The organism is Erythrobacter sp. SN021 (assembly GCF_021864455.1).
The window spans coordinates 820,327-846,821 of sequence record NZ_JAKKUW010000001.1; the positions used below are offsets into that span (position 1 = coordinate 820,327).

A 26,495-nucleotide genomic window follows, 5' to 3' on the forward strand; every position below is an offset into this window, starting at 1 on the left:
CAATCCGCGCAGCCTCACGCAGCCAGCGGTTCGCCGGTCAGCGTGATACGGTGCATCTCGCGGGCGTGGCCCTGATAATCGTTCATCGCCAGATGCCAGGTCGTGCGATTGTCCCAGATCGCGACCGAACCCGGTTCCCACGCCACGCGGCAGGTATTGTCCGCCGCAGTGGCGGCCGCATAGAGTTTCTGTAGCAGCGGCAAGCTCTCTTCGCGGCTCCGGCCGACGATGTTCACCGTAAAGGCACTGTTGACGTAGAGCAGCTTGCGGCCGGTCTGCGGGTGACGGATCACGATCGGGTGCCTCGCGCCGGTCTTGAGCGCCTGGCCACGCAAATCGCCGCCCATGTCGGTCTTCGCATAAAGCCCGCCCTCGTCATATATATGGTCGGCGGTGTGATAGGCCTCGAGCCCTTCGATCTCGGTCTTGAGATCGTCGGGCAGCGCGTCATAGGCTTCGCCCATATGCGCCCATAATGTGTCGCCTCCGCTCGGTGGAAGAGTCCGCGCGACCAGGATCGAGCCCATGGCCGGCACTTGATCGTAGGAATGATCGGTGTGCCATCCGCCGCCGATATTGGTGACCTGATCGGCGCGCTTCCTGACCACGGCGATTTCCGGATGTTCGTCGGTCAACGGAAAGTAATTGTTGATGTCGATCCCGCCCCAACGCCTGGCGAAGGCAATATGCGCTTGCGGAGTGAAATCCTCCTGCCCGCGAAACAGCGCAATTCCGTGAGTGTAGATCGCATGCCTGATCGCATCGAGCGTTGCCCCGCCCGCCTCGGCCAAACTCACCCCTGTAATCTCGACCCCGCATTTCGGGGCCAGTGCCACCATCTCCATTGCCTCTCTCCCATGCGAATGGTTGCTTTGTGCCACGCAATCTACGCCCCTTACAGGCGGAGTCCAGATTCCCTAGCCGGACTCGGCTTGCCATTGACGGGGGGCTTTGCTAGGCGCGCGCCGACCTTGCCGGGCGACTCCTGTCTGCCCAACTCGGCAAGGATCGCACAGACTTTTCTTCCGGACCCGAGAGGACCTCAAGCGCGTGGATATTTCCGCCGGTATTCAGGCTAGCCTGGCAGGGCGTTACGCTTCGGCCCTGTTCGATCTCGCTAGCGAAAACGGAACCGTGACCGCAGTCGAATCGGACCTCGACAAGGTCGAGGCCGCGCTCGCCGAATCGGCCGAGCTCGCCGCCGTCACCACCAACCCCAAGGTTTCGCGCGATGCCGCGCAGAAGGCACTGTGGGGCGTCTCCGCCATTCTCGGCGTGTCCGAGCTGACGCAGAACTTCCTCGGCGTGCTGGCACAGAACCGCCGCCTGTCGCAGCTGCCGCAGGTAATCCGCGCTTTCCGCGCGATCGCCGCCGCCCAGCGCGGCGAAGTGACTGCCGCAGTCACCAGCGCCCACGCGCTGACCGATGCGCAGCTCGATGCGCTCAAGACCAAGCTGACGGCCCGCGAAGGCCGCACGGTCAAACTTTCTACCAAGGTCGATCCCGAGCTCCTCGGCGGCCTCGTCGTCACCATCGGATCGAAGCGCATCGACGGCTCGATCCGCACCCGTCTCAATTCGCTTTCCCAGGCCATGAAGGCTTAAAGGACAAAACTCATGGATATCCGCGCCGCAGAAATCTCCAAGGTCATCAAGGACCAGATCGCCAATTTCGGTACCCAAGCCGAAGTCAGCGAAGTCGGTACCGTGCTGTCGGTGGGTGACGGTATTGCCCGCATCCACGGCCTCGACAACGTCCAGGCCGGCGAGATGATCGAATTCGCCAACGGCGTTCAGGGCATGGCGCTGAACCTCGAAGCCGACAATGTCGGTGCCGTTATTTTCGGTTCCGACCAGGAAATCGGCGAAGGCGACAGCGTAAAGCGCACCAACACCATCGTGGACGTCCCCGTCGGCAAAGGACTGCTCGGCCGCGTGGTCGACGCTCTCGGTAATCCGATCGATGGCAAAGGCCCGATCGAAACCACCGAACGGCGCCTGGTCGAGCAGAAGGCTCCCGGCATCATCCCGCGTGAATCGGTCAGCGAACCGGTGCAGTCGGGCCTCAAGGCCATCGACGCCCTCGTTCCTGTTGGCCGCGGCCAGCGCGAACTGATCATCGGCGACCGCCAGACCGGCAAGTCCGCCGTCGCGATCGACACCTTCATCAACCAGAAGGAAGTCAACGCTTCGGACGATGAAGGCAAGAAACTCTACTGTATCTACGTCGCCGTCGGCCAGAAGCGCTCGACGGTCGCGCAGATCGTCAAGCAGCTCGAAGAAAACGGCGCGATGGAATACACCATCGTCGTCGCCGCGACCGCTTCGGAGCCCGCTCCGCTGCAGTATCTCGCGCCCTACACCGGCGCCGCGATGGGCGAATTCTTCCGCGACAACGGCATGCACGCGGTGATCGTGTACGACGACCTTTCGAAGCAGGCCGTCGCCTACCGCCAGATGTCGCTGCTGCTGCGTCGTCCTCCGGGCCGCGAAGCCTATCCGGGCGACGTGTTCTACCTCCACAGCCGCCTGCTCGAGCGTGCGGCCAAGATGAACAAGTCGCAGGGTGGCGGCTCGCTGACCGCGCTGCCGATCATCGAAACGCAGGCAGGCGACGTGTCGGCTTACATTCCGACCAACGTAATCTCGATCACCGACGGCCAGATCTTCCTCGAAACCGACCTGTTCTACCAGGGCATCCGTCCGGCCATCAACGTCGGCCTGTCGGTCAGCCGTGTGGGCGGTGCCGCCCAGACCAAGGCGATGAAGAAGGTTTCGGGCTCGATGAAGCTCGACCTCGCGCAGTATCGCGAAATGGCTGCCTTCGCGCAGTTCGGCTCGGACCTCGACGCCGCGACGCAGAAGCTGCTCAACCGCGGTGCGCGCCTGACCGAGCTGCTCAAGCAGCCGCAGTTCTCGCCGATGCCGTTCGAAGAGCAGACCGTGTCGATCTTCGCCGGCACCAATGGCTATATCGACGATGTTCCGGTCGACCGCGTGACGGACTACGAAGCCCAGATGCTGAGCTTCATGCGCGCCGAACATGCCGATGTGCTCGAAGAGATCCGCACCACCGGCAAGTTCGAAGACGACACCAAGAACAAGGTCGTCGACGCGCTCAAGACCTTCGCCAAGCAGTTCGCCTAAGCCCACGAGACACGAAGATAGGGAGCCGAAATGGCTAGCCTCAAGGAACTCAAGGGCCGGATCAACTCGGTCAAATCGACCCAGAAGATCACCAAGGCCAAGCAGATGGTCGCGGCGGCCAAGTTGCGCCGTGCGCAGGCGGCTGCCGAAGCCGCGCGTCCCTATGCCGAACGGCTGGCGGGCGTGATGGCCTCGCTCGCCGGCAAGGTAAGCGGCGACAGCGCACCCAGGCTGCTTCAGGGCACCGGTTCGGACAAGCGCCACCTGCTGGTCGTGGTCAACACCGACAAGGGCCTGTGCGGCGGTCTCAACGCCAATATCGTCAAGGCCGCCAAGGCCAAGGCATCGAAGCTGATCGGCGAAGGCAAGGACGTCACCTTCTACCTCGTGGGTAAGAAGGGCCGCGCCCCGATCAAGCGCGACTACGCTGAGCGGATCGAAAAGCACTTCGATACCTCGAACGTGCGTCAGCCGGGTTTCGAGGAAGCCGAGGCCATTGCCGACGATCTGATCGAACGTTTCGAAAAGGGGGAATTCGACGTCGCCCACCTCGTCTACCCGATTTTCAAGTCGGCGCTGGCGCAAGACCCGACCGTCGACCAACTGATCCCCGTCCCCTCGCCCGAAGACGAAGGCACCGGCGGCGATGCCGTGGTCGAATATGAGCCGGGCGAAGAGGAAATTCTCGAGGAGCTGCTTCCGCGCTACGTCAAGACGCAGCTATTCGGTGCCCTGCTGGAACGCGAAGCCTCCGAACAGGGTGCCTCGATGACCGCGATGGACAATGCCACGCGCAATGCGGGCGATCTCATCAACAAGCTGACGATCCAGTACAACCGCAGCCGCCAGGCCGCGATCACTACCGAACTGATCGAAATCATTGCCGGCGCCGAAGCGCTATAAGGACTATCGACGTGAAAAATCTCACCCTCATCCTCCCCCTTGCCCTGCTCGCCGCTTGCGGCGAAGAGCCCGCTGCCGAACCTGTTCCCGAACAGGTCGTCTCGCCCGAACCCGCCAATACGCCGCCGGCACCGGACGAAGCCCTGTTCAAAACGGTCTTCGCCGAAACCTGCGAAGGCGCGGAACCCGTCAGCGTCGCCATGTGCAAGCGTGCCATGGGATCCGATGTCGTGAGCTGCGAATTCGGTTTGGGCGACGATGAATACATGCGCAACAAGGCGCAGCTTGAAGTCAATGAAGACAGCACCGGCTGGAACCTCGCCGATGCCGCCGCCATCTGCGCCGAACACGGCGCCACCCTCGCAGACTCCTGAGCCAGTAGGATAGATATCATGGCCACCGCACCCGTACTCAACCAATCGCCCAACGGCACCATCAGCCAGGTCATCGGCGCCGTCGTCGACGTCCAGTTCCCCGGCGAACTGCCGGCGATCCTGACCGCTCTCGAAACCAAGAACGGCGATAATACGCTGGTTCTCGAAGTCGCCCAGCACCTCGGTGAAAACACCGTGCGTACCATCGCGATGGACGGCACCGACGGCCTCGTTCGCGGCCAGGAAGTCGTCAACACCGGCGCACAGATCTCGGTCCCCGTCGGCCCGAAGACGCTCGGCCGCATCATGAACGTCGTCGGCGAACCGATCGACGAGCGCGGCCCGATCGGTGCCGAAAGCACCAGCCCGATCCACGCCGAAGCCCCGCTCTTCGTCGACCAGTCGACCGAAGCGGCCATTCTGGTCACCGGCATCAAGGTCATCGACCTGCTCGCACCTTACGCAAAGGGCGGCAAGATCGGCCTGTTCGGCGGCGCCGGCGTGGGCAAGACCGTGCTCATCCAGGAACTCATCAACAACATCGCGAAGGGTCACGGCGGTGTGTCCGTCTTCGCCGGTGTGGGCGAGCGTACCCGTGAAGGTAACGACCTCTACCACGAATTCCTCGACGCCGGCGTTATCGCCAAGGACGCCGACGGCAATGCCACCAGCGAAGGTTCGAAGGTGGCTCTCGTTTTCGGCCAGATGAACGAGCCTCCGGGCGCGCGTGCCCGCGTTGCTCTCTCGGGCCTGACCATGGCGGAATACTTCCGCGACCAGGAAGGCCAGGACGTTCTGTTCTTCGTCGACAACATCTTCCGCTTCACGCAAGCCGGTTCGGAAGTGTCGGCGCTGCTCGGCCGTATTCCTTCGGCCGTGGGCTACCAGCCGACGCTGTCGACCGACATGGGCAATCTGCAGGAACGCATTACCTCGACCACCAAGGGTTCGATCACCTCGGTCCAGGCCATCTACGTTCCCGCCGACGACCTTACCGACCCGGCCCCGGCAACCTCGTTCGCCCACTTGGACGCTACGACCACGCTGAGCCGCGCAATTTCGGAGCTGGGCATCTACCCGGCCGTCGACCCGCTCGATTCGACCAGCCGCGTTCTCGAGCCGCGCGTCGTCGGCCAAGAGCACTACGAGACCGCTCGTAAGGTCCAGGAAACGCTGCAGAAGTACAAGAGCCTGCAGGACATCATCGCCATTCTCGGCATGGACGAACTGTCGGAAGAAGATAAGCTGACCGTAGCCCGCGCCCGCAAGATCCAGCGCTTCCTCTCGCAGCCGTTCCACGTTGCCGAGGTCTTCACCAACATCCCGGGCGTGTTCGTCCAGCTCGAAGACACGATCAAGTCGTTCAAGGCTGTCGTCGAAGGCGAATACGACCACCTGCCGGAAGCTGCCTTCTACATGGTCGGCGGCATCGACCAGGCGGTCGAGAAGGCCAAGCGCCTGGCCGAGGACTCGTAAGGACATGGCCCTCCACTTCGAACTCGTCACGCCGGCCAAGCTGGTCCGCTCCGAAGACGTCCACATGGTGGTCGTTCCGGGCGCGGAAGGCGAATTCGGCGTGCTCGAGGGCCATGCGCCCTTCATGTCGACGATCCGCGACGGTGCGGTGCAGGTCTACAAGACCGACGGCGCCGCCCCGGAAACCATCGAGGTTCGCGGCGGCTTCGCCGAAGTCGGCGACAAGGGGCTGACGGTCCTTGCCGAACACGTCGAGAGCTAAGGCTTCTCCGCCATAGCAGACAAGTGAAGGGCGGCCCTGCGCAGGGCCGCCCTTCGTCGTTTTGCTGGCGCTATTGATCCGCTCGGCAACCGATAATTAACCACGAGATGCGAGGGACTGCTCGCAATCACGGTGGGGGTACGGTCGGACAGATGACGGCGATGAGCCTTGATAGGGCGGATTCCACGCCCAAGTCCGGAGCATCGCGTGGCGCGTTGTGGCTCGTCGCCCTGTTGACCTTGGGCGCGCTTGTGGTGCGCCTTCCCTTCCTGGGCGATCACAACGCCGATATCGACGAACAGCTATATGCGCTGATCGGCAGCCAGATGCTGCAAGGCCAACTGCCTTTCGTCGATCTGTGGGACCGCAAACCCTTCGGCCTGTTCCTGCTATTTGGACTGGCCGATGCGAGCGGTCTGCCCGCCCCCTGGTCCTATCAGCTCATGGCGACGGGTTTGATCGTGATCGGCGCCCTGCTGCTGCGCCGCCTGGCGCTGCTCCTTGTCGATAGGGGCACCGCGACGGTGGCGGCTCTTCTCTATATCGTTCTGATGACGATCTACGGGTCGCACTCGGCCCAGACAGAAGCGTTCCACGTGCCTGCCATGCTCGCCATGGCGCTGCTGGTGCGCGATATCCGGCATCCCAATGCGCTGAGGCGCGCCTGGTTCGCAATGCTGATCGGCGGGCTGGCCCTGCAGGTGAAATACACTGTCTTCCCGCAATGCGTTTTCTTCGGCCTGTGGGCGCTTTGGGGCCAATATCGCGCGGGACGCACGCTATCTCAGCTAGTAGAGATCGCCGCCGGTTTCGCAGCGCTCGGCCTGCTTCCTACGATAGGGGTCGGCCTGTTCTACCTTGCCATCGGTGGGTGGGAAGAATTCTGGTTCGCCAATTTCGTCAGCTTCTTCTTGCGCGCGCCTGCTCCTATGGGACGCTTCGCCGACGATTACGCAATCTTCCTGCTTCCGCTGATGGTCTTGACCATATCCGGCCTTTACGCTCGTTTCCGAATGAAGGTGCCCGAGGATGGCCTCACCTACACTTTCTTCTGGGGCATGTTGGGGGCAGCGCTTGCAACTGTCTTCCTGCCATCGACCGTCTATGCTTATTACTTCGCTGCATTGGTCCCGGCGGTGTTGCTGGTAGCGCTCCCCTTTCTCGACGGGCGCGGCCCGTTGGGGATGGCTCCGCTGCTCGCTGCGATGATCGCCAGCGCTGGCCTTCTTTACCTTCCCCAACGGTTCGAGGCTTCGCAGAGCCACCGCGCCGCGATGGAAAAACTCGTTGCGGCCATCAGCCCCCATGTCGACAGCAACAGCGCCTGTTTATGGGTCTTCGATGGCCCCACGGCGCTCTACACGACCACGGAGAGCTGCCTGCCGACGAGGCTGATTTATCCAGACCATCTCAACAATGCGCTCGAACGTGGTTCGCTCGGCCTGCTACAGATCGACGAGGTCCGTCGCATTCTCGGCACACGCCCGCCGGTGATAGTCACGGCTGACCGGCCCTTCACGGTCCAGAACGAACAGGTTCTCGCCCATGTCCAAACCGCTCTGCCGCGCGGCTATGTCGTCATCGCCGAACAGCGTATCCATGATCGCGGCCTCAGGGTCTGGTTGCGACGCGATCTGATGGACAGTAGCCGTTGATCGACAAGGGGTTGCCGCCCACTTGAACAAACGGCACATAGTCTCTCGAAAAATCGGGAGACACGACCTTGAAACTCGCATCCGCGCTGGCCATGGCGGCTGTCATGACGCTTGCAACCGACACGCCCGCCACCGCGCAGGATGGCATTCCCGGCCCCGAGGAAGACAGCTACATCTGGCTCGAGGAGGCCCGCAGCGATCGGGCGCTGGATTGGGTCCGCACAGAGAACGAGCGGACGATGGAATTGCTGGCGGGCGACTCTCGCTTCGAAGCCGTCAAGGCCGAAGCTCTGGAGATCTACGATAGCGAGGATCGGATTCCCTATGTCTCGATCCGCCCGGATGGCCTGTATAATTTCTGGCAGGACAAGGAGAACCCGCGCGGTCTGGTGCGCCGTACCACGCTGGAAAGCTACCGCAGCGACAATCCGGCATGGGAAACCGTGCTCGATGTCGATGCCCTGGCGGAGGCCGAGGGGCGCGAGTGGGTTTATAAGGGCTATCAATGCCTGCCGCCCGAAGAACGCCTGTGCATGATCGCCCTGTCCGACGGAGGCGAGGATGCCACTGTGCTGCGCGAATTCGACATGGCGACCGGGAGCTTCGTCGAGAATGGCTTCGTGCTCGATGAGAAAAGCCAGGGCGGCATCCAGTGGGTGGACAAGGACACGCTGCTCGTCAGCCGCGATTTCGGCGAAGGTACCCTGACCGAAAGCCAGTATCCACGCACCACCCGCGTCTGGAAGCGCGGCACATCGATCGAGGAGGCGCAGGAAATCTGGCGCGGTGAGGAGACCGACGTATGGTCGGGCGCCACGCTGCTGCGCGACCATACCGGCACTGCCCATGGCTACTATGCCTTCCGCGCGGTCAGTTTCCACGAGACCGAGTATTACTGGCAGCATGATGGGGAGTGGCTGCGGCTGGACATACCGCTCAAGGCCTCTCCCTATGGTCTGATCGATGGGCAGCTCTTGTTCTCGACTGATGTGGACTGGGAAACGCAGGGGCAGACCTTCCCCGCCGACGCGCTCGTCTCGGTCGATCTGGAGGAATTCAAGGCGGATCCCAACGGCGCGGCCAAGACGCTGGTCTGGGCGCCCGAGGACAAGCAGACCAAACAAGGGGCGGCGAACACCAGCGAAAGCCTTTACGTCAGCCTGCTGGACAATGTCCGCGGGCGCGTGCTCAAATTCGATCATGTCGACGGAGAGTGGGTATCGAGTGAAATCGGCCTGCCCGACAATTCGACCGTGGGCGTGGTTGCCGCGTCCGACGGCTCGGACGAAATCATGTACTCGGTCACGGATTTCCTGACACCCTCGACGCTGTACTATTCGGATGGCAGCGGCGCGCCCGACATCATCAAGACTTCGCCCAGCTATTTCGATGCGCAGGGCATGGAAGTCGAACAGTTCGAGGCGACCAGCGCCGACGGGACGAAAATCCCCTATTTCCTCGTCAAGCCCAAGGGCATGGTGATGGACGGGACCAATCCCACGCTGCTGACCGGCTACGGCGGCTTCCAGGTCCCGCGCCTGCCCTCCTATCTCGGTTCGATCGGCAAGATCTGGCTCGAGCGCGGCGGGGCCTACATCCTCGGCAATATGCGCGGCGGTGGTGAATTCGGCCCCGGCTGGCACCAGAGCGCGATTCGCGAGAACAAGCAGCGCACCTGGGACGACTTCATTGCCATCGCGGAAGACGCGATCGCACGAGGCATCACCTCGGCCGAGCATCTGGGCATTCAGGGCGGCAGCCAGGGCGGCCTGCTGGTCGGCACGGCCTTCACCCAGCGGCCCGATCTGTTCAATGCGGCGATCGTGCAGATCCCGCTTTTCGACATGCTGCGCTATCACCTGATCGGACGCGGCGCTTCGTGGACCGGCGAATATGGCGATCCCCGCGTGGACGAACAGCGCGCCTGGATCGAGCCCTATTCACCTTATCAGAAGCTGCTCGAAGGCAAGGATTATCCCGCCCCGTTCTTCTGGGCCTCGACCGCCGACGACCGGACGCATCCCGCCCATGCCCGCAAGGGCGCGGCGCGCGTAAAGGAACTCGGGCAGGACTATTTCTACTTCGAGGACATGACCGGTGGCCATTCGGGCGGCGTCGACAATGAACAGCGCGCCAAAATCCAGGCACTGCAGATGATCTATCTGCTCCAGCGGCTGGCGGACTGACAGGAGCCGCGGAGGGGGCCGGACCGGCGCCCTCCGCCTGTTCCAATTTAACGCTTCGGCAATCGACGCGGCCTATGTCCGCGCGAGAAGGGGTCGCATCCGACGATTTCACGCATGGAGATGCGAACTACAATGATCAGCCTAGTCCATAAACCCCGGATTGCCGTTAGCGAGGCCGCCATTCTGCGAGGCGAGCGTATAGAGGACATCGCCTGCACGATCGTCGATGTTTCGAGCGATGGCTTTCGGCTGACGGTCCCGCGCGGCATACCCTGCGGCGGCGGGTATCGTCTCAGCTACGGGGGCGAGGAACACGGAGTGGTCATTCGCTGGGCGTCGCTTGGTGAAGCGGGTGGCCAGTTCCTCGACTGACGATCGAACTCAGCGTGGCCCCCGGGTCGGCGCATGGAAATCGGGCGGCTTGTCGGCCACCCATCGCACGAATTTCGCAATCGATGGGTGGGCGAGCAGCGCTCCTCGATCTTCGCCTATCCGCGCCAGTTCGGCATTGCTGAAATTGGCGTGGATCGCACGGTGGCAGATCGGATGTACCGGCACCGTCACACGCCCCTTCTTTGCCTTCGGCACCGGGTGATGATGCTGGACCTTGCGACCCAACCGGCGTTCGCACAACCAGCAGGCGGGATCTACCGGTTCGCTCAGCCTTTCCTCTCCGCCGCTTTCTTCTTTTTCATCGCGTCGTGGAAGCGGTCGGCCCAGCCGGGCTTCACCACCTGATCGCCGCGCACCACGCGCAGGTCGCCATCGCCGACATCCCGGCTGACCGCGCTGCCCGCGGCGACGATCGCATCCGCCCCGATCCGCACCGGGGCGATGAGCGCGCTGTTCGAGCCGATGAAGGCACGCTCGCCGATCACGGTCTTGTATTTGAAATAGCCGTCGTAATTGCAGGTGATCGTACCCGCGCCGATATTGGCGCCCGCCCCCACCTCGGCATCGCCCAGATAGGTCAGGTGGTTCGCCTTGGCACCTTCCCCAAGCGTGGCCTTTTTCATCTCGACAAAATTGCCGACCTTGCTGTCTTTCCCCATCACCGCGCCGGGCCGCAGGCGGGCGTAGGGGCCGACCGAGCAGCCTTCACCCACGCTGGCGCCTTCGAGATGGCTGAACGCGCGAATGGTCGCGCCATCGGCCACGCTGACACCGGGACCGAAGACGACGTTGGGCTCGACCGTCACATCGCGGCCCAGTTCGGTGTCCCAGCTGAAAAACACGGTCTCGGGCGCCTTGAGCGATGCGCCGCCAGCCATCGCTTCCTCGCGCTTGAGCGCCTGCCATTGCGCCTCGGCCGCTGCCAGTTCGGCGCGCGAGTTGATTCCCGCAACCTCATCGGCGTCGGTCTCGATCACCTTCACCGTGTCGCCCCGCGCAATCGCCCCTGTGGCAACGTCGGGCAGATAATATTCACCCTGCGCGTTGTCGTTGTCGACCGCGTCGAGCAGCGGCCACATGTCGTCCGAATGCGCCACGATCAGGCCCGAATTGCACAGGTCGCAGGCGCGTTCCTCGTCATTCGCGTCCTTGTATTCGACCATCTTGGCGACTGTGCCGTCCGCATCTGCGATGATGCGGCCATAGGCGAGTGGATCGGCGGGACGGAAACCGAGAACCGCGACCTTGGCCCCTTCGTCGAGCGCCGCGATGAGCCGCCGCACGGTATCGGCGCGGACCATCGGGCAATCGCCGAAGCAGACCAGGATATGGCCGGAGAATCCTTCGAGCGCGGCGCGTGCCTGCAGGGCCGCATGCGCCGTGCCCAATTGCGGTTCCTGAAGCGCGGTTGTCACGCCCCGGTCGGCCAGCGCCGCGTCCAACTGTTCGCGTTTGTCGCCGACCACGACCACGGTACGCTTGAGATCGAGCTCGGCGAAACTGTCGAGCAGGTGCAGCAGCATCGGATGCCCCGCAATGGGGTGGAGCACTTTGTGCAGGTCGCTTTTCATGCGAGTGCCCTTGCCCGCGGCAAGGATGATGGCGGCGAAATCGCGGTTCGTGTTCATGACGAAGCGCCTTGCCACCAATCGCTTGCAGTTTGAAGGACCATCCTTCACCGCTTGCGCCAATGACCGACCTGCCATTCGCCATCATCGGCTTCGACCTCGACGGAACCCTGCTCGAAACGCATCGCGATCTCGGTGCGGCCGTCAACCATGCGCTCGAACTGGGCGGTTTCGACCCGGTCCCCGCCGACCATGCAAGCGACTTGATCGGCGGCGGGGCCAAGATCATGCTCAAGCAGGCGGTCGATCGGCAGGGCGGGTTGCCGGACGACGAATTCCGCAAGCTCTACAAGCAGATGCTCGCCTATTACTCCGCAAACAACGCGGTCCACACACAGCCCTATCCGCATGCGCGCGAGGTGCTGGCCGAGCTTGGCGAACGCGAGATCGCCATGGCGGTGGTGACCAACAAGTTCGAGAGTTTCGCCCGTCAGATCCTCGATACGCTGGACCTTGCGCAGCATTTCGTCGCGATCATCGGCGGCGATACGATGGGCAAGGGGCGCGCCAAACCCGCGCCGGACCCGGTCTTCGAAGCGATCAGGCGCGGCGGCGGTGGCAGCCTCGCCTTCGTCGGCGACAGCTCCTATGACGTCAGGGCGGCACGCGCCGCCGATGTACCGGTGGTCGGCGCACGCTACGGCTATTGCGACAAGCCGCGCGGGGAACTGGGCGCGGATGCCGAGATCGATTCGCTCGCCGAGCTGATTCCAGCGCTTGCCCGTTTGGGGTAAGCAACCCGCCGCTACGGAATCGCGGCCCACCATACCCGGTGTTGCAAGTGCGAAGGGAACGTGCCACCTCACGCGCCAATTGACCTTTACGTAAACGATAAAGCAGGAGCAGCCCCATGAGCATCGATTTCAAGGACAAGGTAGCTATCGTCACCGGCGCAGGCGGCGGTCTGGGCCGCGAATACGCGCTCGAACTCGCGCGCCGCGGCGCGAAGGTCGTGGTCAACGACCTCGGCGGTGCGCGCGATGGCACCGGCCATTCGGACATGGCGCTGCAGGTTGTCGAGGAAATCGAGAAGGCTGGCGGCGAAGCCATGTCGAATGGCGGCTCGGTCACCGAATTCGAGCAGATGGAAAAAATGGTCGCCGACGCCAAGCAGAAGTGGGGCGGCGTGCACATCGTCATCAACAATGCCGGCGTGCTGCGCGACAAGACCTTCGCCAAGATGACGATGGACGATTTCGAATTCGTCGTCGACGTGCACCTCAACGGTTCGGCCAATGTCGCCAAGGCCGCCTGGGAAACCATGCGCGAGCAGGCCTATGGCCGCATCCTCATGACCGCATCGTCGACCGGCCTGTTCGGCAATTTCGGTCAGGCGAACTACGGCGCCGCCAAGCTCGGCCTCGCGGGCCTCACCAAGACGCTCCAGCTCGAAGGCGCGAAGTACAATATCAAGGTCAACACGATTTCGCCGGTCGCCGGCACGCGCATGACCGAAGACCTGTTCCCCGAAGAAGCCTTCAAGCTGTTCGATCCGGTGAATGTGGTCCCGGCCGCGCTCTTCCTCGTCAGCGAGGACGCGCCGACCAACGCGATTGTCGGCGCGGGCGCAGGCGGCTTCCACAGTGCCTGGACCGTCATGAACGACGCCGTCTGGCTCAAGGACGAAGACCGCACTGTCGAAGGTTTCGCCGCCAATTGGGACAAGATCAGCGAATTCTCGAACCTCAAGGCCCCGCAATCGGGTAGCGAGCAGTCGGGCGCAATCCTGACCGCGATGCAGAAGGTCACCGGCACCGGGCCGGGCAGCGCCCGCGGCTAAACTGCCGGATACGCTTCGCAAAAGGGGCTCGTGCTGCGGCACGGGCCTTTTTTCGTGCAGCTATTGATCGATCGCCTTGAGTAGGCGGCGTTCGACCGGCGCGATCACGCCCGGCAGTTCGTGGCTGCGCTTGAGCACCTGGCCATGTTCGCCGAACAGCGTCCACATACCCTGTTTGTTGCGCAGGGCCGGGCGTTTCTCGATCCGCGCCTGCGGACGTTCGGCGGCGCGCCGAAAAGCAGCGAACACGGCGAAATCCCGGGTGAAATCCATCGCATAGTCGCGCCACTCACCGGCAGCGACCATGCGCCCGTAGAGATCGAGAATACGGGTCAGTTCGTCGCGACTGAAGCCGATCTGCTGGGGTTTGCGACCCGGGAATGCGACGACCGTCTCGCCGAGGAAGCTCATCAATCCTCGGTCCCGCTGCGCCGCGCCGGTTCGCGTTCGGCACGCAATGCTTCGATTTCGCTGCGGAGCGATTTCAGCTCTCCCTCCAGCTTCTCGATACAATCGCGGCTCGGCTCGCACGGATCGTCGCAAGGCGTGCCGTAGGGGATGAACTCCTTCACCCACTCTTCCGCCGGAACCAGTGTGCTGCGCGCCTTGAGGCCGATCATGGTCGCCCCTTCGGGCACTTCGTCGGTGACGACGGCATTGGCCCCGATGCGCGCGCGGCGGCCGATGGTGATCGGCCCGATAACCTGTGCGCCCGAACCGATGATGACCTCGTCCGAGATAGTCGGATGGCGCTTGCCGCCCTTGCCGTTCGTCGGGTTGGTGCCGCCCAGCGTTACGCATTGGTAGATGGTCACATTGTCGCCGATTTCGGCGGTTTCGCCGATGACCGAGAAGCCGTGATCGATAAACAGATTCTTGCCGATCTTGGCGCCGGGATGAATGTCGATCGCAGTCAGCCAACGGCTCCAGTGATTGACCAGTCGCGCCAGAAAAAACAGTTCGGCCTCGAACAGCCAATGCGCGATACGATGATAGAAGACCGCCCACACGCCGGGATAGGTCAACACCTCCCAGCGGCTGCGAGGGGCCGGATCGCGTGCCTTCACGCTGTCGAGATAGGCGACAAGCCGTTCGAACATCAGGCTATTCTCCCATTTGGGGGCGATTAAAGCAAGCGGCCCTGATCCGGCCCCTGGACCGCCTCCAGCGCGTCCCGCCAGATAGATAGGGTTGCCGGAACCTGCCGTTCAAGGCTGAGCCGGTCGATTTCGGCGACGATTTTCTCTATCGCGGCGTAGCTGCGCTCCATCCGCGGGACGAGATAGGCGGGTGCGCCCTCGCCCAATGCGAGACCGCGCTGGGCTGCATGGGAGAGCATCAGATCCGCAGCCAATGCGTCATCGGGTGGGCCGATCCGGAGTTGCAAGGCAGCGCCCATCCGGCTGCGCAGATCGGGAAGCGTAATGTCCCACCGTTCCCCGCCTGCCACCAGCAGCAGCGGAAGCCCGCTTTCCTGCGCGCGGTTCCAGCGATGGAAGATCTCGGTCTCGTCGAACGTGGCAACACCATCGATCACCGCGTCGGGGTGATGTCCGGCGAACCAGCGCGCGAACAGCGATTTGCCCGATCGCGGAGGGCCATGGAGGATCGCGGTACGAAACGGCCAGTTCTCCGGTGCGCCAAGCGCTTCGGCAACCGCGCGGTTGCTCGATCCGATGATTATACTCGCGGGCTCCCCCAAACCGGCGGGACTCAGCGGGAGAGCGATTTGCGAGGCCACCGCTCTCGCGTCTCAGCGGCTGATGGCAAGCGCGTTGCTGCCCTGATTCACGGTGAAACCGCGCGCGCGCAGGGCTTCGGCCAATTGCCCGATTGACCCCGAATAGCTCACCGTCATTACCGAAGTCCCGCCGATCGCCGTGCTGCGGATGCCGGTGCTGCGAACTCCGGGCGTCCCCCTCACCGCGCTCACCGCGCCATCGAAGGCAGCGGCGTCGGGCGTAGCGACCTGGACGGTATAGAGTGCGACCGAACCTTCGGGAGGCGGCGTGCGGACCGGCGCCGCAGTGATGGCATCCCCGCTTTCGGCGGTCGGTTCCGAAGCGGCGGCGGCAGCCTGTTCCTGCGCGCGCAGCGCGCGGCCCAGCTCGAGCAGTCGCTGAAGCGCCGGGTCGAGCTCGGGCGTGCCGATATTGAGCGTGGGGTCGGGTCGAAGTTTGCCATCCGCGAGGGCAAGTTCGAAAATGCGATCGAACCGGACGACGGCACGTTCGAGCATGACCGGCAGTTCGGCAGGCGACCTGGCTGTCATGTCGAATTCGTCGAGAAATGTGTTGTCGGGGCCGAAGCGCGCAGTGAACGTCCCTTCGATCGGGCCGCCGGGATAAGTGTAGCGCAAATTGGCGATAGGTACGAGCACATCCGCTGCACCGAACTGGTCGAGCGCATTGCGCCACCAGGTCCGGCTGCGGCGCCCGGTCTGGCCGTAGGTGAGAAGAAGCGAATCGCCCCCAGCCCCCGTTGGCCTTACGTAATCGATCCGGCTTTGCCCGGCCTGATATTCGGCCCAGGCACGCTGCCAGGGGTTGCGCCGCTCATAGACCATCTGGGTGCCGGCCGAGACCGTGACCGGAAGCAGCAGCATCGGGGCCGACCGCCGGGCTTCGCCTTCCGAACCGAGATAGCGCGAGGCGCGCTGGCGATCGAACACGACCCCGAGCGTGGCGATATAGCGCTTCGGCCCAAGCCGTTCGCGCTCGATCACGATGGCGGAAACAAGACCTTCTATCTGCGAATCGCTCAGTTGTGGTCCATCCAGTTTTTCCCAGGCTTTGCGCTGCGCCTCTTCCCATGCCTGCACGCGCGCCTCGCTCCCGCTATCCGCGCGCACGTCCACCTCTATGCCCGAAACCTGTATATCGCTGGTGGAGGCAACCGGCGCGATCCCGCGCTCTCCCCCGACCTGGGCCAGGACAGCCACGCCCAGCATCGCGAGCAGGGCGAGTATCAGCGCCAGAACGGCGGGGCGGCGAAAGGCTGGATGGATGGAAATAGCATGGCTCATGGGGAAAACAGGCCGCCTTTTGCCGAAAGGCAACTGGAAATCCAAGCGCGAATGCGTAAGGCGGAAAGGATGAGCGACCAACCGAGCAGCAATACGCCATCCTACACCTATGAGCAGGCCGGTGTCTCGATCGAAGCGGGCAATGCGCTCGTCAAGGCGATCGGCCCTCTGGTGAAAGCGACGATGCGCCCCGGTGCTGACGGCGAAATCGGCGGTTTCGGGGGCTTTTTCGATCCCAAGGCCGCGGGCTACAAGGACCCGCTGCTGGTCGCAGGCAATGATGGTGTGGGCACCAAGCTCAAGCTCGCCATCGACAGCGATAAACACGATACTGTCGGGATCGATCTCGTCGCCATGTGCGTCAACGATCTCATCGTCCAGGGTGCGGAGCCGCTGTTCTTCCTCGACTATTTTGCCACCGGCAAGCTTGAAAACGGCGTTGCCGAGCGCGTGATAGCGGGCATCGCCGAAGGCTGCACCAAGGCCGGATGCGCGCTCATCGGCGGCGAGACCGCGGAAATGCCCGGTATGTACGCCGAAGGGGATTACGACCTCGCCGGCTTCTGCGTCGGCGCGGTCGAACGCGGCGAGCAATTGACCGGCGAGCGTGTCGCACCGGGCCATATCCTCCTCGGCCTTGCCAGTTCGGGGGTCCATTCGAACGGCTATTCGCTGGTCCGCAAGCTGGCGGCGGACAAGTTCTGGAAACTCGACCGACCAGCGCTGTTCGACCGTGATCGTCTGCTGATCGATGCGCTGATCGAGCCTACCCGAATCTACGTGAAGAGCCTGCTGCCTGTCGTGCGCGACGGGCTGATCGACGCGCTGGCGCATATCACGGGCGGCGGTCTGCTCGAAAATATCCCGCGCGTTCTGCCCGAAGGCGCGCATGCCGAAGTCGATGCCGACGGGTGGGAGCAACCCGGTCTGATGGCCTTCTTGCAGGCCCAGGGAAATATCGAACCGGGTGAAATGGCGCGCACGTTCAATTGCGGTGTCGGCATGGTGCTCGCCGTCGATCCGGCGAATGCCGAAATCGTGCGCAGCCGCCTTGAGGAGGTAGGCGAGACAGTGCTGGCAATCGGCCGGATCGCCGAAGGGGACAAGGGCTGCACCGTACGCGGTTCTGCCGGAACCTGGGCTGCGCGCGAAGGCTGGACGGCGACCCACATTGCCTGATCCAGGCCCCGATGACGCCAAGGTCGCCATCTTCGTATCCGGCAAGGGAACGAACATGGCAGCCCTGCTCTACGCCAGCCGCCTGCCCGGCTCCGCCTATAAAATCGTGCTTGTCGCCGCCAATGACCCCGAAGCGGAAGCCCTGACACTGGCCGAGGCAGAGGGTGTCGCGACCTTTTCCCTCTCGCACAAGGGCATGGCCCGCGCGGAGCATGATGCGGCTATGGAGCGCGCCGTGCTTGATGCCGAAGCCCAATATATCGTGCTGGCCGGCTACATGCGCATCCTAACGCCGGAATTCGTCAAGCGCTGGGAAGGACAGATGCTCAACATCCATCCCTCTCTCCTGCCCAAATATCCCGGGCTCGACACCCACGCTCGCGCAATCCAGGCGGGCGACAGTCATGCAGGCGCAACCGTCCATCTGGTCACCGAGGAACTCGATGCGGGCGAGGCATTGGGCCAAGTCGAGGTCGCGATCTGGCCGAACGACACGGCAGAAAAGCTCGCCAACCGTGTCCGGGTGGCCGAACATCAGCTATATTCCCGAGTGCTCTCGGACTACGTCTCGCGCGGGAACGACCCGGAATACCTGCTGGAACGCGTGCGCGAATGCGCGCTCGCCCTGCCCCGGACATATGAGCGGGAGAGCCACGGCGCGCCGGGTTTCCGTGTGGGAACCGAGAAGTCGGGCAAATTCTTCGCCTATTTCTCCGACCGGCATCACGGTACGCCGCATATCTGTCTGCTGGTGAAATGCTCGAGCCAGGACGAACTCGAAAACCTCGTCGAAACCCAGCCGCAAACCTATCACCGGCCTGCCTATTACGGAGCGAGTGGCTGGATCGGCGTGATCCTCAACCGCCCCGATGTCGATTGGGACGATGTGGCCGAATGGCTCGAACGGAGCTGGCGCCTGATGGCACCCAAAAGCGTGACCAAACTGCTCGACGCGGCGGACACGTTCTAGACGGTCATGGCCGCCCCGCCCCGCCCTCATCCCCTGGCACGCGCGAAAGCGGCCCAATGGGCAGATCGCGCCGTACAGGCCTTGTGGGACAAGGGCGTCACGCCAAAACCGCCGCTGGACCCCGACTATCTATGGCAAGTCGGCAGCCGGGGGTTCGATACCGAGGATGAGCGTTCGATCAGAAGCGACGCCGAGGTGGACGATTTCCGCGAACGGCTTGATCGGCTTTGTGCGAGCCTGCGCGACGAGGCGCAGCTCAACGCGCTGGGTCACACCATGGCTTACGGCCAATTGACCTCGGCGATCCGCAAACGACATGCGCTGGGCCGGTTATGGCGCGACGAACCCGGCCTCGCGCGCGCCGATATCACCCCTCCGATCATCGTGATCGGTCAGATGCGCGCGGGCACGACCCGCCTGCATCGGCTTCTGGCCGCCGATCCACGGCATGCGGGCACACGCTTTTGCAACAGCCACGATCCCGTCCCCGCGAGACCCGACCTGCGCCCGCTCAAGGCACGGGCCGCCCTGATCCTTGCGCGGCGCATCAATCCGTGGCTCGAAACCATTCACCCCTTCGGTGCGACACGAATAGACGAGGAAATCGGCTGGCTTGCGGGCGCGCTCTCCCCCGCCACATTCGAAACGCAATGGCGGATCCCGTCTTTCACCGCTTGGAACGAAGCGCGCGATGCCCGGCCCATCTACGCCGAATTTTCGCGAATCCTTCGCACCGATGCGTCGACAATGGGCAATGCGCACCGACCGCGCGTCCTCAAATGCCCGCAATTTTCCGAAGACCTGCCGAACCTGAGAGCGCAATTTCCCAATGCGAGATTCGTCGTCACGCACCGCGACCATGAAGACGTTCTCGACAGTTCGGTCTCGCTCGTTTCGAGCCAGATGGCCTTCCAAAGCGATCACGCCGATCTTTCCGCGATCCGGACGGAATGGCGTCGCAAGCTGGTGTTGCGCGATGAACGCCTCCAGGCCCAGCTCACCCCGGAAACGGATGGCGTGGTTCATGTCGATTTCGATGCATTGGGCCATGACTGGCAGGCCGAGATAGCCCGCACCTACGCGGAATGGGGGATCGAGTTGTCCCGCGAGGCGCTGCTCGCCATGGTCCGCGAGCAGCATATCGCTGCGGCGGGCCATCATCATCGCCACCGAACCGATATTACCCGGTTTGGGTTAAGCCAGAACCGCGCGAAAGCCTAAGCCTGCATCATCGCGGCAAATTTCGGCAGCGTCATTCCATTATCGGCCCGTGTGACAGTGATCGCGGAAATGACAGGACCATCGAAATCTACCCGCCACATGGTGTCCCCGGCGACTTCGGCCATGTCGCTTTCGAGATATCCGCGAACCAGCACCGCATCGTCATGCGCATCGATTGTCCGGATGCGCACCTGAGCGTTGTTGTTGGCATCGCGAAACGCGTCATCGACAGCGAGTATCTCGTCTCGCCCCGTTATCCTCGTGCCGCTAATGTCGACGAAAGCCATGTGGTCCGCCATCAAGGGCAGCGCATCGGCATGGTTGCGCGCATTCATCGCATCGACAAAGGCACGAGTCGTCGCAATTCGCCGGTGCTTGCAGCGCAGGGCAGGGACGATTCTCTTCAACACAGCGGGGACGATCCTAACCCAGATCGTCCCCCCAGCATATGGTTTATTGCGAAGCCCGCCTTGACGGGCGGCGATTGGCCTAGCCGACGATTTCGTCTTCGTTGAAGAAGAAGTCGATCTCGATCTTGGCGTTTTCCTCGCTGTCCGAACCGTGGACCGAGTTCGCTTCGATCGATTCGGCATAGGTCTTGCGGATGGTGCCTTCATCGGCATCGGCCGGGTTGGTCGCGCCCATCACGTCACGGTTGCGCTTCACGGCGTCTTCGCCTTCGAGCACCTGCACCACGACCGGGCCGGAGATCATGAAATCGACCAGTTCACCGAAGAAGGGGCGTTCCTTGTGGACAGCGTAGAAGCCTTCGGCCTGTTCGCGGGTCATCTGGATGCGCTTCGACGCGACAACGCGCAGGCCGGCGTCTTCGAGCATCTTGGTAACCGCACCGGTCAGGTTACGGCGGGTGGCATCGGGCTTGATGATCGAAAAGGTGCGGGTAACCGCCATGGTGAATTCCTTGCGTTCTGTACGGGGGAGAGGGTTCTCGCGCGCGCCCCTAGCGCCGCGCGCGCGCGCGGGCAAGAATCATTCTAGACCACGACCGATCGAAAGCTGCGCCGTGGTAACCTCGCCTTCGCGGGTCGCGGTGAAGGAAAAGCTGGTGCCATCGCCCGCCTCGCCCCCGATCATGGTCATCGGGCCGCTCTGGATCGAGGTGGCGACGTCTACCCCTGCGGCTTCTGCCTGCTTGCGGTAATAGGAGACCATGTCCTCGAGTGGAGCTTCGCTTTCCAGGTCGAGCAGAACCAGCAGCCCGCCGGCCTGCTCGACGCGGGTGTTGTTGACGATCCTCGCACCAGGATAAACCGCAAAGCCGGCGGGCAGCGCGACCGGCACGCTCTCGCCCGAACGCATGGTGGTGGTCGTGCCGTCATCGTCGGTGTAGCGAGCGCGGGTTTCCCCGGTCGCGGCGTCGATATCGTAGGAACCGCGCGCAGCAGTCTCCTCCTCGGCAGCGGTGGGGTTTTCACCACCACGGTTCTCAGTCCCGCACCCGGCGAGCGAAAGGGTCGCAATTGCATAGGTGGCAAGGCGCGCGGTGCGGACAGAACGTTTCATGTTCCATCGACCCACGAGACGCGGAGTGGTTCCGTCAGGCCCCTTCGCGCCAGGCGCCGTTCTGATCCTGCTTGTTGATGCGGTTGTCGATGGCGTTCTCCTTCGCGAAGCGGCGCCAGAGCTCGGCAGCCGCATCGCGTCGGGCCGCATCGAACAACAGAAGGACTCGCTCGAAGCCGAGGGCCTCATCGCGCCAGACGCCATCGGCAATTAGCAGCATACGCGCATCGTTGGGCGCGGTGCAGCTTTCAGAGAGCAAGATCGGCTGGCGCGCATCGTGCGGGCCGCCTGCCATGCCGTTGGCAAGAAAAGTCGCGCCGCCCTGCTCCCAAAGACGTTTGGAAAGGTGCTCCCGCTGCGCTTCGTCCGCGCTGACCACGACCAGCCGCTCGCCCGCCTGCAACACTTTGCGCGCGAGCTTGGCGACTGTGACATCGACCGGATCGCGGCTGAGCTGGTAGAAATCGACGCGGGTGGTCATTCTGGCTGCCCTATCGCCTTGCTACTTGGGGACACGTGCTCATCCTACCGCTCCGCCAATCGGGGAAGGCCTATTCCTCCGGCACCGCTCGGAACAGTATTTCACCTCGTCCCAGTCGCGTTCCCATTTCTTGCGCCAGGTGAACTCGAGGCCGCAGGCAAGACAGGCCTTCGAGGGCAGATCGCCCTTCCTGCGCATCTTGCCCGTGCCCTTGACCACCGTCCGTCGTCAGCCCTCCAGCGTGTCGCGAACGAAGCGGTCGACGAGGCGTACGCCATAGCCTGTCGCACCCTTGCCCCAGGTACGGCCCGGCTTGTCCGACCAGACCATGCCTGCCACATCGACATGCGCCCAAGGGGTATCGTTCTCGATGAAACGCTGCAGGAATTGTGCCGCCGTGATCGATCCGGCCGCCTTGCCGCCAATGTTCTTCATGTCCGCGATGGGCGAGTTGATGAGCTTGTCGTAGGCTGGCCCGATCGGCATCCGCCAGTTGCGGTCACCGGTGACCTCGCCCGCCTCGTGCAGATCCTTGGCCAGCTTGTCATCGTTCGAGAACACGCCCGCAAACTCGTTGCCGAGCGCAATGATCATCGCACCCGTGAGCGTCGCAAAATCGAGGATGCGCTTGGGCTGGAACTCTTTCTGCGTCCAGTGCAGTGCGTCGGCCAGCACCAGACGGCCTTCGGCATCGGTATTGAGCACCTCGATGGTCTGACCGCTCATCGACGTGACCACGTCGCCCGGGCGCTGCGCCTTGCCATCGGGCATGTTTTCGACCAGCCCCATCACGCCCACGACATTGGCCTGGGCTTTGCGCGAAACCAGTGTCAGCATGGCCCCGGCGACCGCGCCTGCGCCCCCCATGTCCCACTTCATATCTTCCATGCCCGGCCCGGGCTTGATCGAAATGCCGCCGGTATCGAAAGTGACACCCTTGCCGACGAGCGCGGTCGGTGCATCGCCAGGCTTTCCGCCATTCCAGCGGATCGCCAGAATCCGCGATTCACGTTCCGAACCAAGGCCCACGCCGAGCAGCGATCCCATGCCCAGCTTTTCCATGTCCGCTTCGTCGAGCACGATCAGTTCGGCCCCGGTCCCTTCGAACCGATCCTGGCAGCGTTCCACGAAGCTTTCGGGATAGAGAATATTGGCGGGCTCCGTAATGAGCTGGCGCGTGAATTCCACGCCCGTCGCGACATGGGCCATGTCGTCCCACGCCGCTTCGGCACCTTCGGGCGCGCCGACAACGTGAACCGAAGCCAGCGTGACTTTCTGATCGTCCTTCATCTTCGTACGATAGACGTCATAGCGCCAGTTGCGCAGACGCAGACCGAGCAGCACGCACGCCGCTTCCTCGCCCGACAATCCGCTGTCCGACAGGTCGAGTACAAGCTCCTCGTTCCCGCTCGACTGGTACTTGGCGGCGAGCGCGGCCCCGGCCTTTTCGAGGTTGGCCAGGCGCGCTTCGTCGTTCTTGTCGCCCGCTCCGGCGATGGCCACACGCAAAACCTGCCCGTCGCGCTCGACGAAACCGTCGAAGATTTGTCCGGCATTGCCTTTGAAGCGCGCGGCTTCCATGCCTTCGGTCATCGCCCTATCGAGACCGGCGGGGATCTTGCCCTTATCCGTGACTTGAGCAACAAGGCGCGCAACCTGCGGACGGGACTGGCTGAACTGAATCTTCATGGAATCTCCGGAAACAATATCTGGTCGGGGCGGCGGGGTCCACGGCCGCCCATCGAGGATGGCGATTGCGATTAGGCGTGGCCGGTGCGATAGGCAAGCCATGCTCCCGCCTGCAGAGATAGCATTGCCAGCCAGCCGGGAGGCCGTCAGGCCCCTGACCTGGATCGCCAGCGGGGTCGCTCTCGCCCTGGCTGCGCCACTGGCCGCGCAGTCCGCCGCTGACGACGTCGGGACGGTGGTCGATCCGCAAGGTGAACCGGGGGATCCACAACCCGACCGACCGGCCCTCGATCCCCAGGGCGACGTGGACGATCTCCTAACGGTCCCCGATCCCAATGCCGACCTCGACCCGCCCCCCGTTGCGACCGGCGAGGAAGGGATCGACGCAGATGGCAATCGCGAGATCGATTTCGAGGCGGATATCCTCGAATACAGTGCTGACAGCGACAATGTGACTGCCAGCGGCAATGTGGTCCTGCGCAGCGGCGATCGTTCGCTGCGGGCCGATACGGTGAGCTGGAACCAGCAAACCGGCGTGATCGTGGCATCCGGCCGAGTGCGCTTCGTTGACGAGAACGGCAACCAGCTCTTTTCCGAGCGCGTAGAGCTGACCGATGAGTTCGAAGCCGGCGCGATGGAGAACCTTCTGCTTGCCCTGCGGCAAGGCGGGCGCCTCGCGGCCATCCGAGGTATGCGGGAGAGCGACGGCACGATAGCCTTGCAGGAAGCCGCCTATAGCGGCTGTTCCGTCGTCACGCCGCAAGGCTGTCCGAAAGATCCGAGCTGGCGGATCACGGCAGAACGGGTGGTTTACGATCCGCAAAGCCAGAGAATCAAGTTTACGGGCGCGTTTCTGGAATTGTTCGGCGCGCGAATCCTCCCCCTTCCCGGCCTGGCGGTGCGGACCGATGGCGGCGCCGTGTCGGGGCTACTCGTTCCCGACCTGCGGTTTTCCAAAAGCAACGGGGTGGAGGTGTCGGGCAGCTATTTCCTGCGCTTCGCGGATAATCGCGACCTGACACTGACCACCCATGTCTATACCCAGGCCGCGCCGATGGTCGCCGCGCAATGGCGGCATCTGACGGAAAGGGGCGCCTATCAAATCACCGGCTATGCCACCCATTCGCAGCGCATTTCCACCTTCACGGGCGCGCCCAATAGCGAGGAAGAGTTTCGCGGCTACATCTTTGCCAACGGCAAGTTTCAGCTTTCCCCGGACTGGAGCTTAACCGGATCGATCCGCCGAACGACGGACCGCACGTTCCTGCGCCGCTATGATATCAGCCGCGATGATCGGCTACGCTCTACGCTCGAGCTCGAAAGGATCGGCAGCAACACCTATTTCTCCCTTGCCGGCTGGGCGACGCAGACACTGCGCCTCAACCAACCCCAGGGCGAAGTGCCGATTGCCCTTCCCGTGCTCGACGCCCGCTGGCGGCCCGACATTCCGCTAGTCGGCGGGCAGCTCGAGCTTCAGCTCAATACGCTCTCGATTTCTCGGGATATCGGGCAGGATACTCAGCGTGCTTTTGCCCGCGCGCAGTGGGATTTGCGCCGTATAACCGGGCTGGGGCAGGTGGTTACGCTGACCGGTATGCTGCGCGGCGACGTCTACCATTCGGATGAGAACTTTCTGACCACGACAGCCAGCTATCGTGGCAATCCGGGCTGGGAATATCGCGGCGTCGCTCTGGGTGCTCTCGATGTGCAATGGCCCTTCGTCGGAGAGGCTTTCGGCGGCACGCAGGTATTCACGCCGCGCGTCCAGTTGGTGGCCACCCCGCCGATCAAGAACCTCGCCATTCCAAACGAGGATGCCCGCGCGATCGACCTGGAAGATTCGAACCTGTTCGCGCTCAATCGCTTCCCCGGCTACGATCGGGTGGAAGACGGGGCGCGGATTACCTATGGCCTGGATTGGTCGCTGCGTATCCCCGACTGGGAGCTCAAGACAACGGTCGGGCAATCCTACCGGCTCGACAGCGATCGCGACATCCTGCCCGTCGGAACCGGCCTTTCGGAAAAATTCTCCGATTTCGTGGGCCGTACCGAAGTCCGGTATCGCGACTTTCTCAAATTTACCCACCGCTTCAGACTGGACAAGGACAGCCTGGCCATCCGCCGCAACGAAATCGACGCGGCGGTCGGGTCCAGCAAGACCTACGCCGAACTTGGCTATGTCCGGCTCAACCGGAATATCACGCAGGTAGAGGATCTGCAGGACCGCGAGGAATTGCGCGGTGCCGTGCGCATAGCTTTCGCCAATTACTGGTCGGTTTTCGGCTCGGGAGTGTTCAACCTGACCGACCGCGAAGAAGACCCGATGTTGTCTTCGGACGGGTTCGACCCCATCCGTACTCGTCTGGGCGTCGCCTATCGCGATGATTGCCTCGAGCTGGGCGCGACCTGGCGCCGTGACTATATCACCTCGGGCGATGCCCAGCGCGGGGATACCTTCCAGTTCTATTTCAGCTTGAGAAATCTGGGATTCCGCTAGCCCGCGCTTATTGGCACCTTGCGCCAAACACGCTATCCGGCGCGCAACTATCAGCTTTGGTTAAGCCGCGCCGCTGCATGACAGGCGGCATAATCGGGCATCGAG

Annotated in this window: 28 protein-coding genes; 15 read left to right on the forward strand and 13 right to left on the reverse strand. The window is 63.2% G+C overall.

All coding sequences use genetic code 11. From position 1 onward, the window contains the following. Positions 1-14 precede the first annotated feature (14 nt). Complete coding sequence (locus tag L5849_RS04020) at positions 15-881, reverse strand: TauD/TfdA family dioxygenase (RefSeq protein ID WP_236924513.1); 867 nt, start codon at positions 879-881, stop codon at positions 15-17. Between the two features lie 169 nt (positions 882-1,050). Between L5849_RS04020 and L5849_RS04025 the strand changes: the two genes are divergently transcribed. The 9 genes from L5849_RS04025 to L5849_RS04065 all read left to right on the forward strand — a co-directional run bounded on the left by L5849_RS04025 (position 1,051) and on the right by L5849_RS04065 (position 10,375). Continuing rightward, complete coding sequence (locus L5849_RS04025) at positions 1,051-1,605, forward strand: F0F1 ATP synthase subunit delta (protein ID WP_115417212.1); 555 nt, start codon at positions 1,051-1,053, stop codon at positions 1,603-1,605. Positions 1,606-1,617: 12 nt separating this feature from the next. Beyond that, the gene (atpA, locus tag L5849_RS04030; RefSeq protein WP_236924514.1) at positions 1,618-3,147 is read left to right on the forward strand and encodes a F0F1 ATP synthase subunit alpha; all 1,530 of its coding nucleotides are present in this window, start codon (positions 1,618-1,620) and stop codon (positions 3,145-3,147) included. A gap of 30 nt (positions 3,148-3,177) precedes the next feature. Further along, positions 3,178-4,050 (forward strand): F0F1 ATP synthase subunit gamma, encoded by an 873-nt coding sequence (locus L5849_RS04035; RefSeq protein WP_236924515.1) that lies wholly within the window; start codon positions 3,178-3,180, stop codon positions 4,048-4,050. Positions 4,051-4,061: 11 nt separating this feature from the next. Continuing rightward, positions 4,062-4,424 carry a hypothetical protein gene (locus L5849_RS04040; RefSeq protein ID WP_236924516.1) on the forward strand — a complete coding sequence of 121 codons (363 nt, stop codon included), beginning with the start codon at positions 4,062-4,064 and terminating at the stop codon, positions 4,422-4,424. An 18-nt stretch (positions 4,425-4,442) separates the two neighbouring features. After that, positions 4,443-5,900, forward strand: coding sequence for a F0F1 ATP synthase subunit beta (gene atpD / locus L5849_RS04045; protein ID WP_236924517.1), 1,458 nt, complete (start codon positions 4,443-4,445; stop codon positions 5,898-5,900). A gap of 4 nt (positions 5,901-5,904) precedes the next feature. Continuing rightward, positions 5,905-6,162 carry an ATP synthase F1 subunit epsilon gene (locus tag L5849_RS04050; RefSeq protein WP_115417217.1) on the forward strand — a complete coding sequence of 86 codons (258 nt, stop codon included), beginning with the start codon at positions 5,905-5,907 and terminating at the stop codon, positions 6,160-6,162. A gap of 161 nt (positions 6,163-6,323) precedes the next feature. Next, positions 6,324-7,817: a glycosyltransferase family 39 protein gene (locus L5849_RS04055; protein WP_236924518.1), complete on the forward strand. Its 1,494-nt coding sequence runs from the start codon at positions 6,324-6,326 to the stop codon at positions 7,815-7,817. Positions 7,818-7,885: 68 nt separating this feature from the next. Continuing rightward, entirely contained in the window at positions 7,886-10,003 is a 2,118-nt protein-coding gene (locus L5849_RS04060; RefSeq protein ID WP_306664117.1) for a prolyl oligopeptidase family protein, read from the forward strand. A gap of 132 nt (positions 10,004-10,135) precedes the next feature. After that, the gene (locus L5849_RS04065) at positions 10,136-10,375 is read left to right on the forward strand and encodes a hypothetical protein (RefSeq protein WP_236924519.1); all 240 of its coding nucleotides are present in this window, start codon (positions 10,136-10,138) and stop codon (positions 10,373-10,375) included. 9 nt (positions 10,376-10,384) lie between these two features. Here L5849_RS04065 and L5849_RS04070 read toward each other — a convergent pair whose 3' ends face one another. After that, a complete protein-coding gene (locus L5849_RS04070; protein ID WP_115417220.1) occupies positions 10,385-10,666 on the reverse strand; it encodes an HNH endonuclease in 282 nt (93 codons plus the stop codon). Then, a complete protein-coding gene (gene glmU, locus L5849_RS04075; RefSeq protein WP_236924520.1) occupies positions 10,663-12,024 on the reverse strand; it encodes a bifunctional UDP-N-acetylglucosamine diphosphorylase/glucosamine-1-phosphate N-acetyltransferase GlmU in 1,362 nt (453 codons plus the stop codon). Before glmU ends, L5849_RS04070 begins: the two co-directional genes overlap by 4 nt. A 62-nt stretch (positions 12,025-12,086) precedes the next feature. On the opposite strand from glmU, the gene L5849_RS04080 reads away from it, so the two are divergent. After that, positions 12,087-12,758, forward strand: a complete 672-nt coding sequence (locus L5849_RS04080) for an HAD hydrolase-like protein (protein ID WP_236924521.1) — start codon at positions 12,087-12,089, stop codon at positions 12,756-12,758. Positions 12,759-12,874: 116 nt separating this feature from the next. Beyond that, positions 12,875-13,804 carry an SDR family NAD(P)-dependent oxidoreductase gene (locus tag L5849_RS04085; protein ID WP_115417223.1) on the forward strand — a complete coding sequence of 310 codons (930 nt, stop codon included), beginning with the start codon at positions 12,875-12,877 and terminating at the stop codon, positions 13,802-13,804. A gap of 60 nt (positions 13,805-13,864) precedes the next feature. Here the strand turns inward: L5849_RS04085 and L5849_RS04090 are convergent, their stop codons facing one another. The 4 genes from L5849_RS04090 to L5849_RS04105 are packed head-to-tail and all read right to left on the reverse strand — an operon-like array spanning position 13,865 to position 16,829. Then, the gene (locus tag L5849_RS04090) at positions 13,865-14,215 is read right to left on the reverse strand and encodes a DUF2794 domain-containing protein (protein ID WP_236924522.1); all 351 of its coding nucleotides are present in this window, start codon (positions 14,213-14,215) and stop codon (positions 13,865-13,867) included. Continuing rightward, on the reverse strand, positions 14,215-14,904 hold the full coding sequence (gene epsC / locus L5849_RS04095) for a serine O-acetyltransferase EpsC (RefSeq protein WP_115417225.1): 690 nt from the start codon (positions 14,902-14,904) through the stop codon (positions 14,215-14,217). Before epsC ends, L5849_RS04090 begins: the two co-directional genes overlap by 1 nt. Before the next feature lie 26 nt (positions 14,905-14,930). Continuing rightward, positions 14,931-15,545 carry an ATPase gene (locus tag L5849_RS04100; RefSeq protein ID WP_236924523.1) on the reverse strand — a complete coding sequence of 205 codons (615 nt, stop codon included), beginning with the start codon at positions 15,543-15,545 and terminating at the stop codon, positions 14,931-14,933. 12 nt (positions 15,546-15,557) lie between these two features. Next, positions 15,558-16,829, reverse strand: coding sequence for a heavy-metal-associated domain-containing protein (locus L5849_RS04105; protein WP_236924524.1), 1,272 nt, complete (start codon positions 16,827-16,829; stop codon positions 15,558-15,560). A gap of 69 nt (positions 16,830-16,898) precedes the next feature. On the opposite strand from L5849_RS04105, the gene purM reads away from it, so the two are divergent. Genes purM through L5849_RS04120 form a run of 3 tightly spaced genes read left to right on the forward strand, consistent with a single transcriptional unit; the run spans position 16,899 to position 20,199 of the window. Further along, positions 16,899-18,008 (forward strand): phosphoribosylformylglycinamidine cyclo-ligase, encoded by a 1,110-nt coding sequence (gene purM / locus L5849_RS04110; protein WP_236924525.1) that lies wholly within the window; start codon positions 16,899-16,901, stop codon positions 18,006-18,008. Continuing rightward, positions 18,001-18,978 carry a phosphoribosylglycinamide formyltransferase gene (purN, locus tag L5849_RS04115; protein ID WP_255703815.1) on the forward strand — a complete coding sequence of 326 codons (978 nt, stop codon included), beginning with the start codon at positions 18,001-18,003 and terminating at the stop codon, positions 18,976-18,978. Before purM ends, purN begins: the two co-directional genes overlap by 8 nt. Before the next feature lie 6 nt (positions 18,979-18,984). Continuing rightward, a complete protein-coding gene (locus tag L5849_RS04120) occupies positions 18,985-20,199 on the forward strand; it encodes a sulfotransferase (protein WP_236924526.1) in 1,215 nt (404 codons plus the stop codon). Here L5849_RS04120 and L5849_RS04125 read toward each other — a convergent pair. The 6 genes from L5849_RS04125 to L5849_RS04150 form a co-directional block, all read right to left on the reverse strand. Then, positions 20,196-20,606, reverse strand: coding sequence for a nuclear transport factor 2 family protein (locus L5849_RS04125; protein ID WP_236924527.1), 411 nt, complete (start codon positions 20,604-20,606; stop codon positions 20,196-20,198). The two genes, L5849_RS04120 and L5849_RS04125, sit on opposite strands and share 4 nt — an antisense overlap. An 82-nt stretch (positions 20,607-20,688) precedes the next feature. Continuing rightward, entirely contained in the window at positions 20,689-21,111 is a 423-nt protein-coding gene (ndk, locus tag L5849_RS04130; RefSeq protein WP_115417232.1) for a nucleoside-diphosphate kinase, read from the reverse strand. A gap of 78 nt (positions 21,112-21,189) precedes the next feature. Then, positions 21,190-21,723 (reverse strand): hypothetical protein, encoded by a 534-nt coding sequence (locus L5849_RS04135; protein WP_115417233.1) that lies wholly within the window; start codon positions 21,721-21,723, stop codon positions 21,190-21,192. 34 nt (positions 21,724-21,757) lie between these two features. Further along, the gene (locus L5849_RS04140) at positions 21,758-22,204 is read right to left on the reverse strand and encodes a DNA polymerase III subunit chi (protein ID WP_236924528.1); all 447 of its coding nucleotides are present in this window, start codon (positions 22,202-22,204) and stop codon (positions 21,758-21,760) included. A 39-nt stretch (positions 22,205-22,243) separates the two neighbouring features. Beyond that, positions 22,244-22,402 carry a DUF2256 domain-containing protein gene (locus L5849_RS04145; protein WP_236924621.1) on the reverse strand — a complete coding sequence of 53 codons (159 nt, stop codon included), beginning with the start codon at positions 22,400-22,402 and terminating at the stop codon, positions 22,244-22,246. 30 nt (positions 22,403-22,432) lie between these two features. After that, the gene (locus tag L5849_RS04150; protein ID WP_236924529.1) at positions 22,433-23,893 is read right to left on the reverse strand and encodes a leucyl aminopeptidase; all 1,461 of its coding nucleotides are present in this window, start codon (positions 23,891-23,893) and stop codon (positions 22,433-22,435) included. Between the two features lie 100 nt (positions 23,894-23,993). On the opposite strand from L5849_RS04150, the gene L5849_RS04155 reads away from it, so the two are divergent. Continuing rightward, positions 23,994-26,390, forward strand: a complete 2,397-nt coding sequence (locus tag L5849_RS04155; protein ID WP_236924530.1) for an LPS-assembly protein LptD — start codon at positions 23,994-23,996, stop codon at positions 26,388-26,390. Positions 26,391-26,495: the final 105 nt, after the last annotated feature.

Excerpts from the sequence above, each read along its gene's own strand:
- atpA (WP_236924514.1), top strand. The coding sequence starts at position 1,618 with ATGGATATCCGCGCCGCAGAAATCTCCAAGGTCATCAAGGACCAGATC.
- L5849_RS04035 (WP_236924515.1), top strand. The coding sequence starts at position 3,178 with ATGGCTAGCCTCAAGGAACTCAAGGGCCGGATCAACTCGGTCAAATCG.
- atpD (WP_236924517.1), top strand. The coding sequence starts at position 4,443 with ATGGCCACCGCACCCGTACTCAACCAATCGCCCAACGGCACCATCAGC.
- L5849_RS04050 (WP_115417217.1), top strand. The coding sequence starts at position 5,905 with ATGGCCCTCCACTTCGAACTCGTCACGCCGGCCAAGCTGGTCCGCTCC.
- L5849_RS04055 (WP_236924518.1), top strand. The coding sequence starts at position 6,324 with ATGAGCCTTGATAGGGCGGATTCCACGCCCAAGTCCGGAGCATCGCGT.
- L5849_RS04065 (WP_236924519.1), top strand. The coding sequence starts at position 10,136 with ATGATCAGCCTAGTCCATAAACCCCGGATTGCCGTTAGCGAGGCCGCC.
- glmU (WP_236924520.1), bottom strand. The coding sequence starts at position 12,024 with ATGAACACGAACCGCGATTTCGCCGCCATCATCCTTGCCGCGGGCAAG.
- L5849_RS04080 (WP_236924521.1), top strand. The coding sequence starts at position 12,087 with ATGACCGACCTGCCATTCGCCATCATCGGCTTCGACCTCGACGGAACC.
- L5849_RS04085 (WP_115417223.1), top strand. The coding sequence starts at position 12,875 with ATGAGCATCGATTTCAAGGACAAGGTAGCTATCGTCACCGGCGCAGGC.
- L5849_RS04090 (WP_236924522.1), bottom strand. The coding sequence starts at position 14,215 with ATGAGCTTCCTCGGCGAGACGGTCGTCGCATTCCCGGGTCGCAAACCC.
- epsC (WP_115417225.1), bottom strand. The coding sequence starts at position 14,904 with ATGTTCGAACGGCTTGTCGCCTATCTCGACAGCGTGAAGGCACGCGAT.
- L5849_RS04105 (WP_236924524.1), bottom strand. The coding sequence starts at position 16,829 with ATGAGCCATGCTATTTCCATCCATCCAGCCTTTCGCCGCCCCGCCGTT.
- purM (WP_236924525.1), top strand. The coding sequence starts at position 16,899 with ATGAGCGACCAACCGAGCAGCAATACGCCATCCTACACCTATGAGCAG.
- L5849_RS04120 (WP_236924526.1), top strand. The coding sequence starts at position 18,985 with ATGGCCGCCCCGCCCCGCCCTCATCCCCTGGCACGCGCGAAAGCGGCC.
- ndk (WP_115417232.1), bottom strand. The coding sequence starts at position 21,111 with ATGGCGGTTACCCGCACCTTTTCGATCATCAAGCCCGATGCCACCCGC.
- L5849_RS04135 (WP_115417233.1), bottom strand. The coding sequence starts at position 21,723 with ATGAAACGTTCTGTCCGCACCGCGCGCCTTGCCACCTATGCAATTGCG.
- L5849_RS04140 (WP_236924528.1), bottom strand. The coding sequence starts at position 22,204 with ATGACCACCCGCGTCGATTTCTACCAGCTCAGCCGCGATCCGGTCGAT.
- L5849_RS04145 (WP_236924621.1), bottom strand. The coding sequence starts at position 22,402 with ATGCGCAGGAAGGGCGATCTGCCCTCGAAGGCCTGTCTTGCCTGCGGC.
- L5849_RS04150 (WP_236924529.1), bottom strand. The coding sequence starts at position 23,893 with ATGAAGATTCAGTTCAGCCAGTCCCGTCCGCAGGTTGCGCGCCTTGTT.
- L5849_RS04155 (WP_236924530.1), top strand. The coding sequence starts at position 23,994 with ATGCTCCCGCCTGCAGAGATAGCATTGCCAGCCAGCCGGGAGGCCGTC.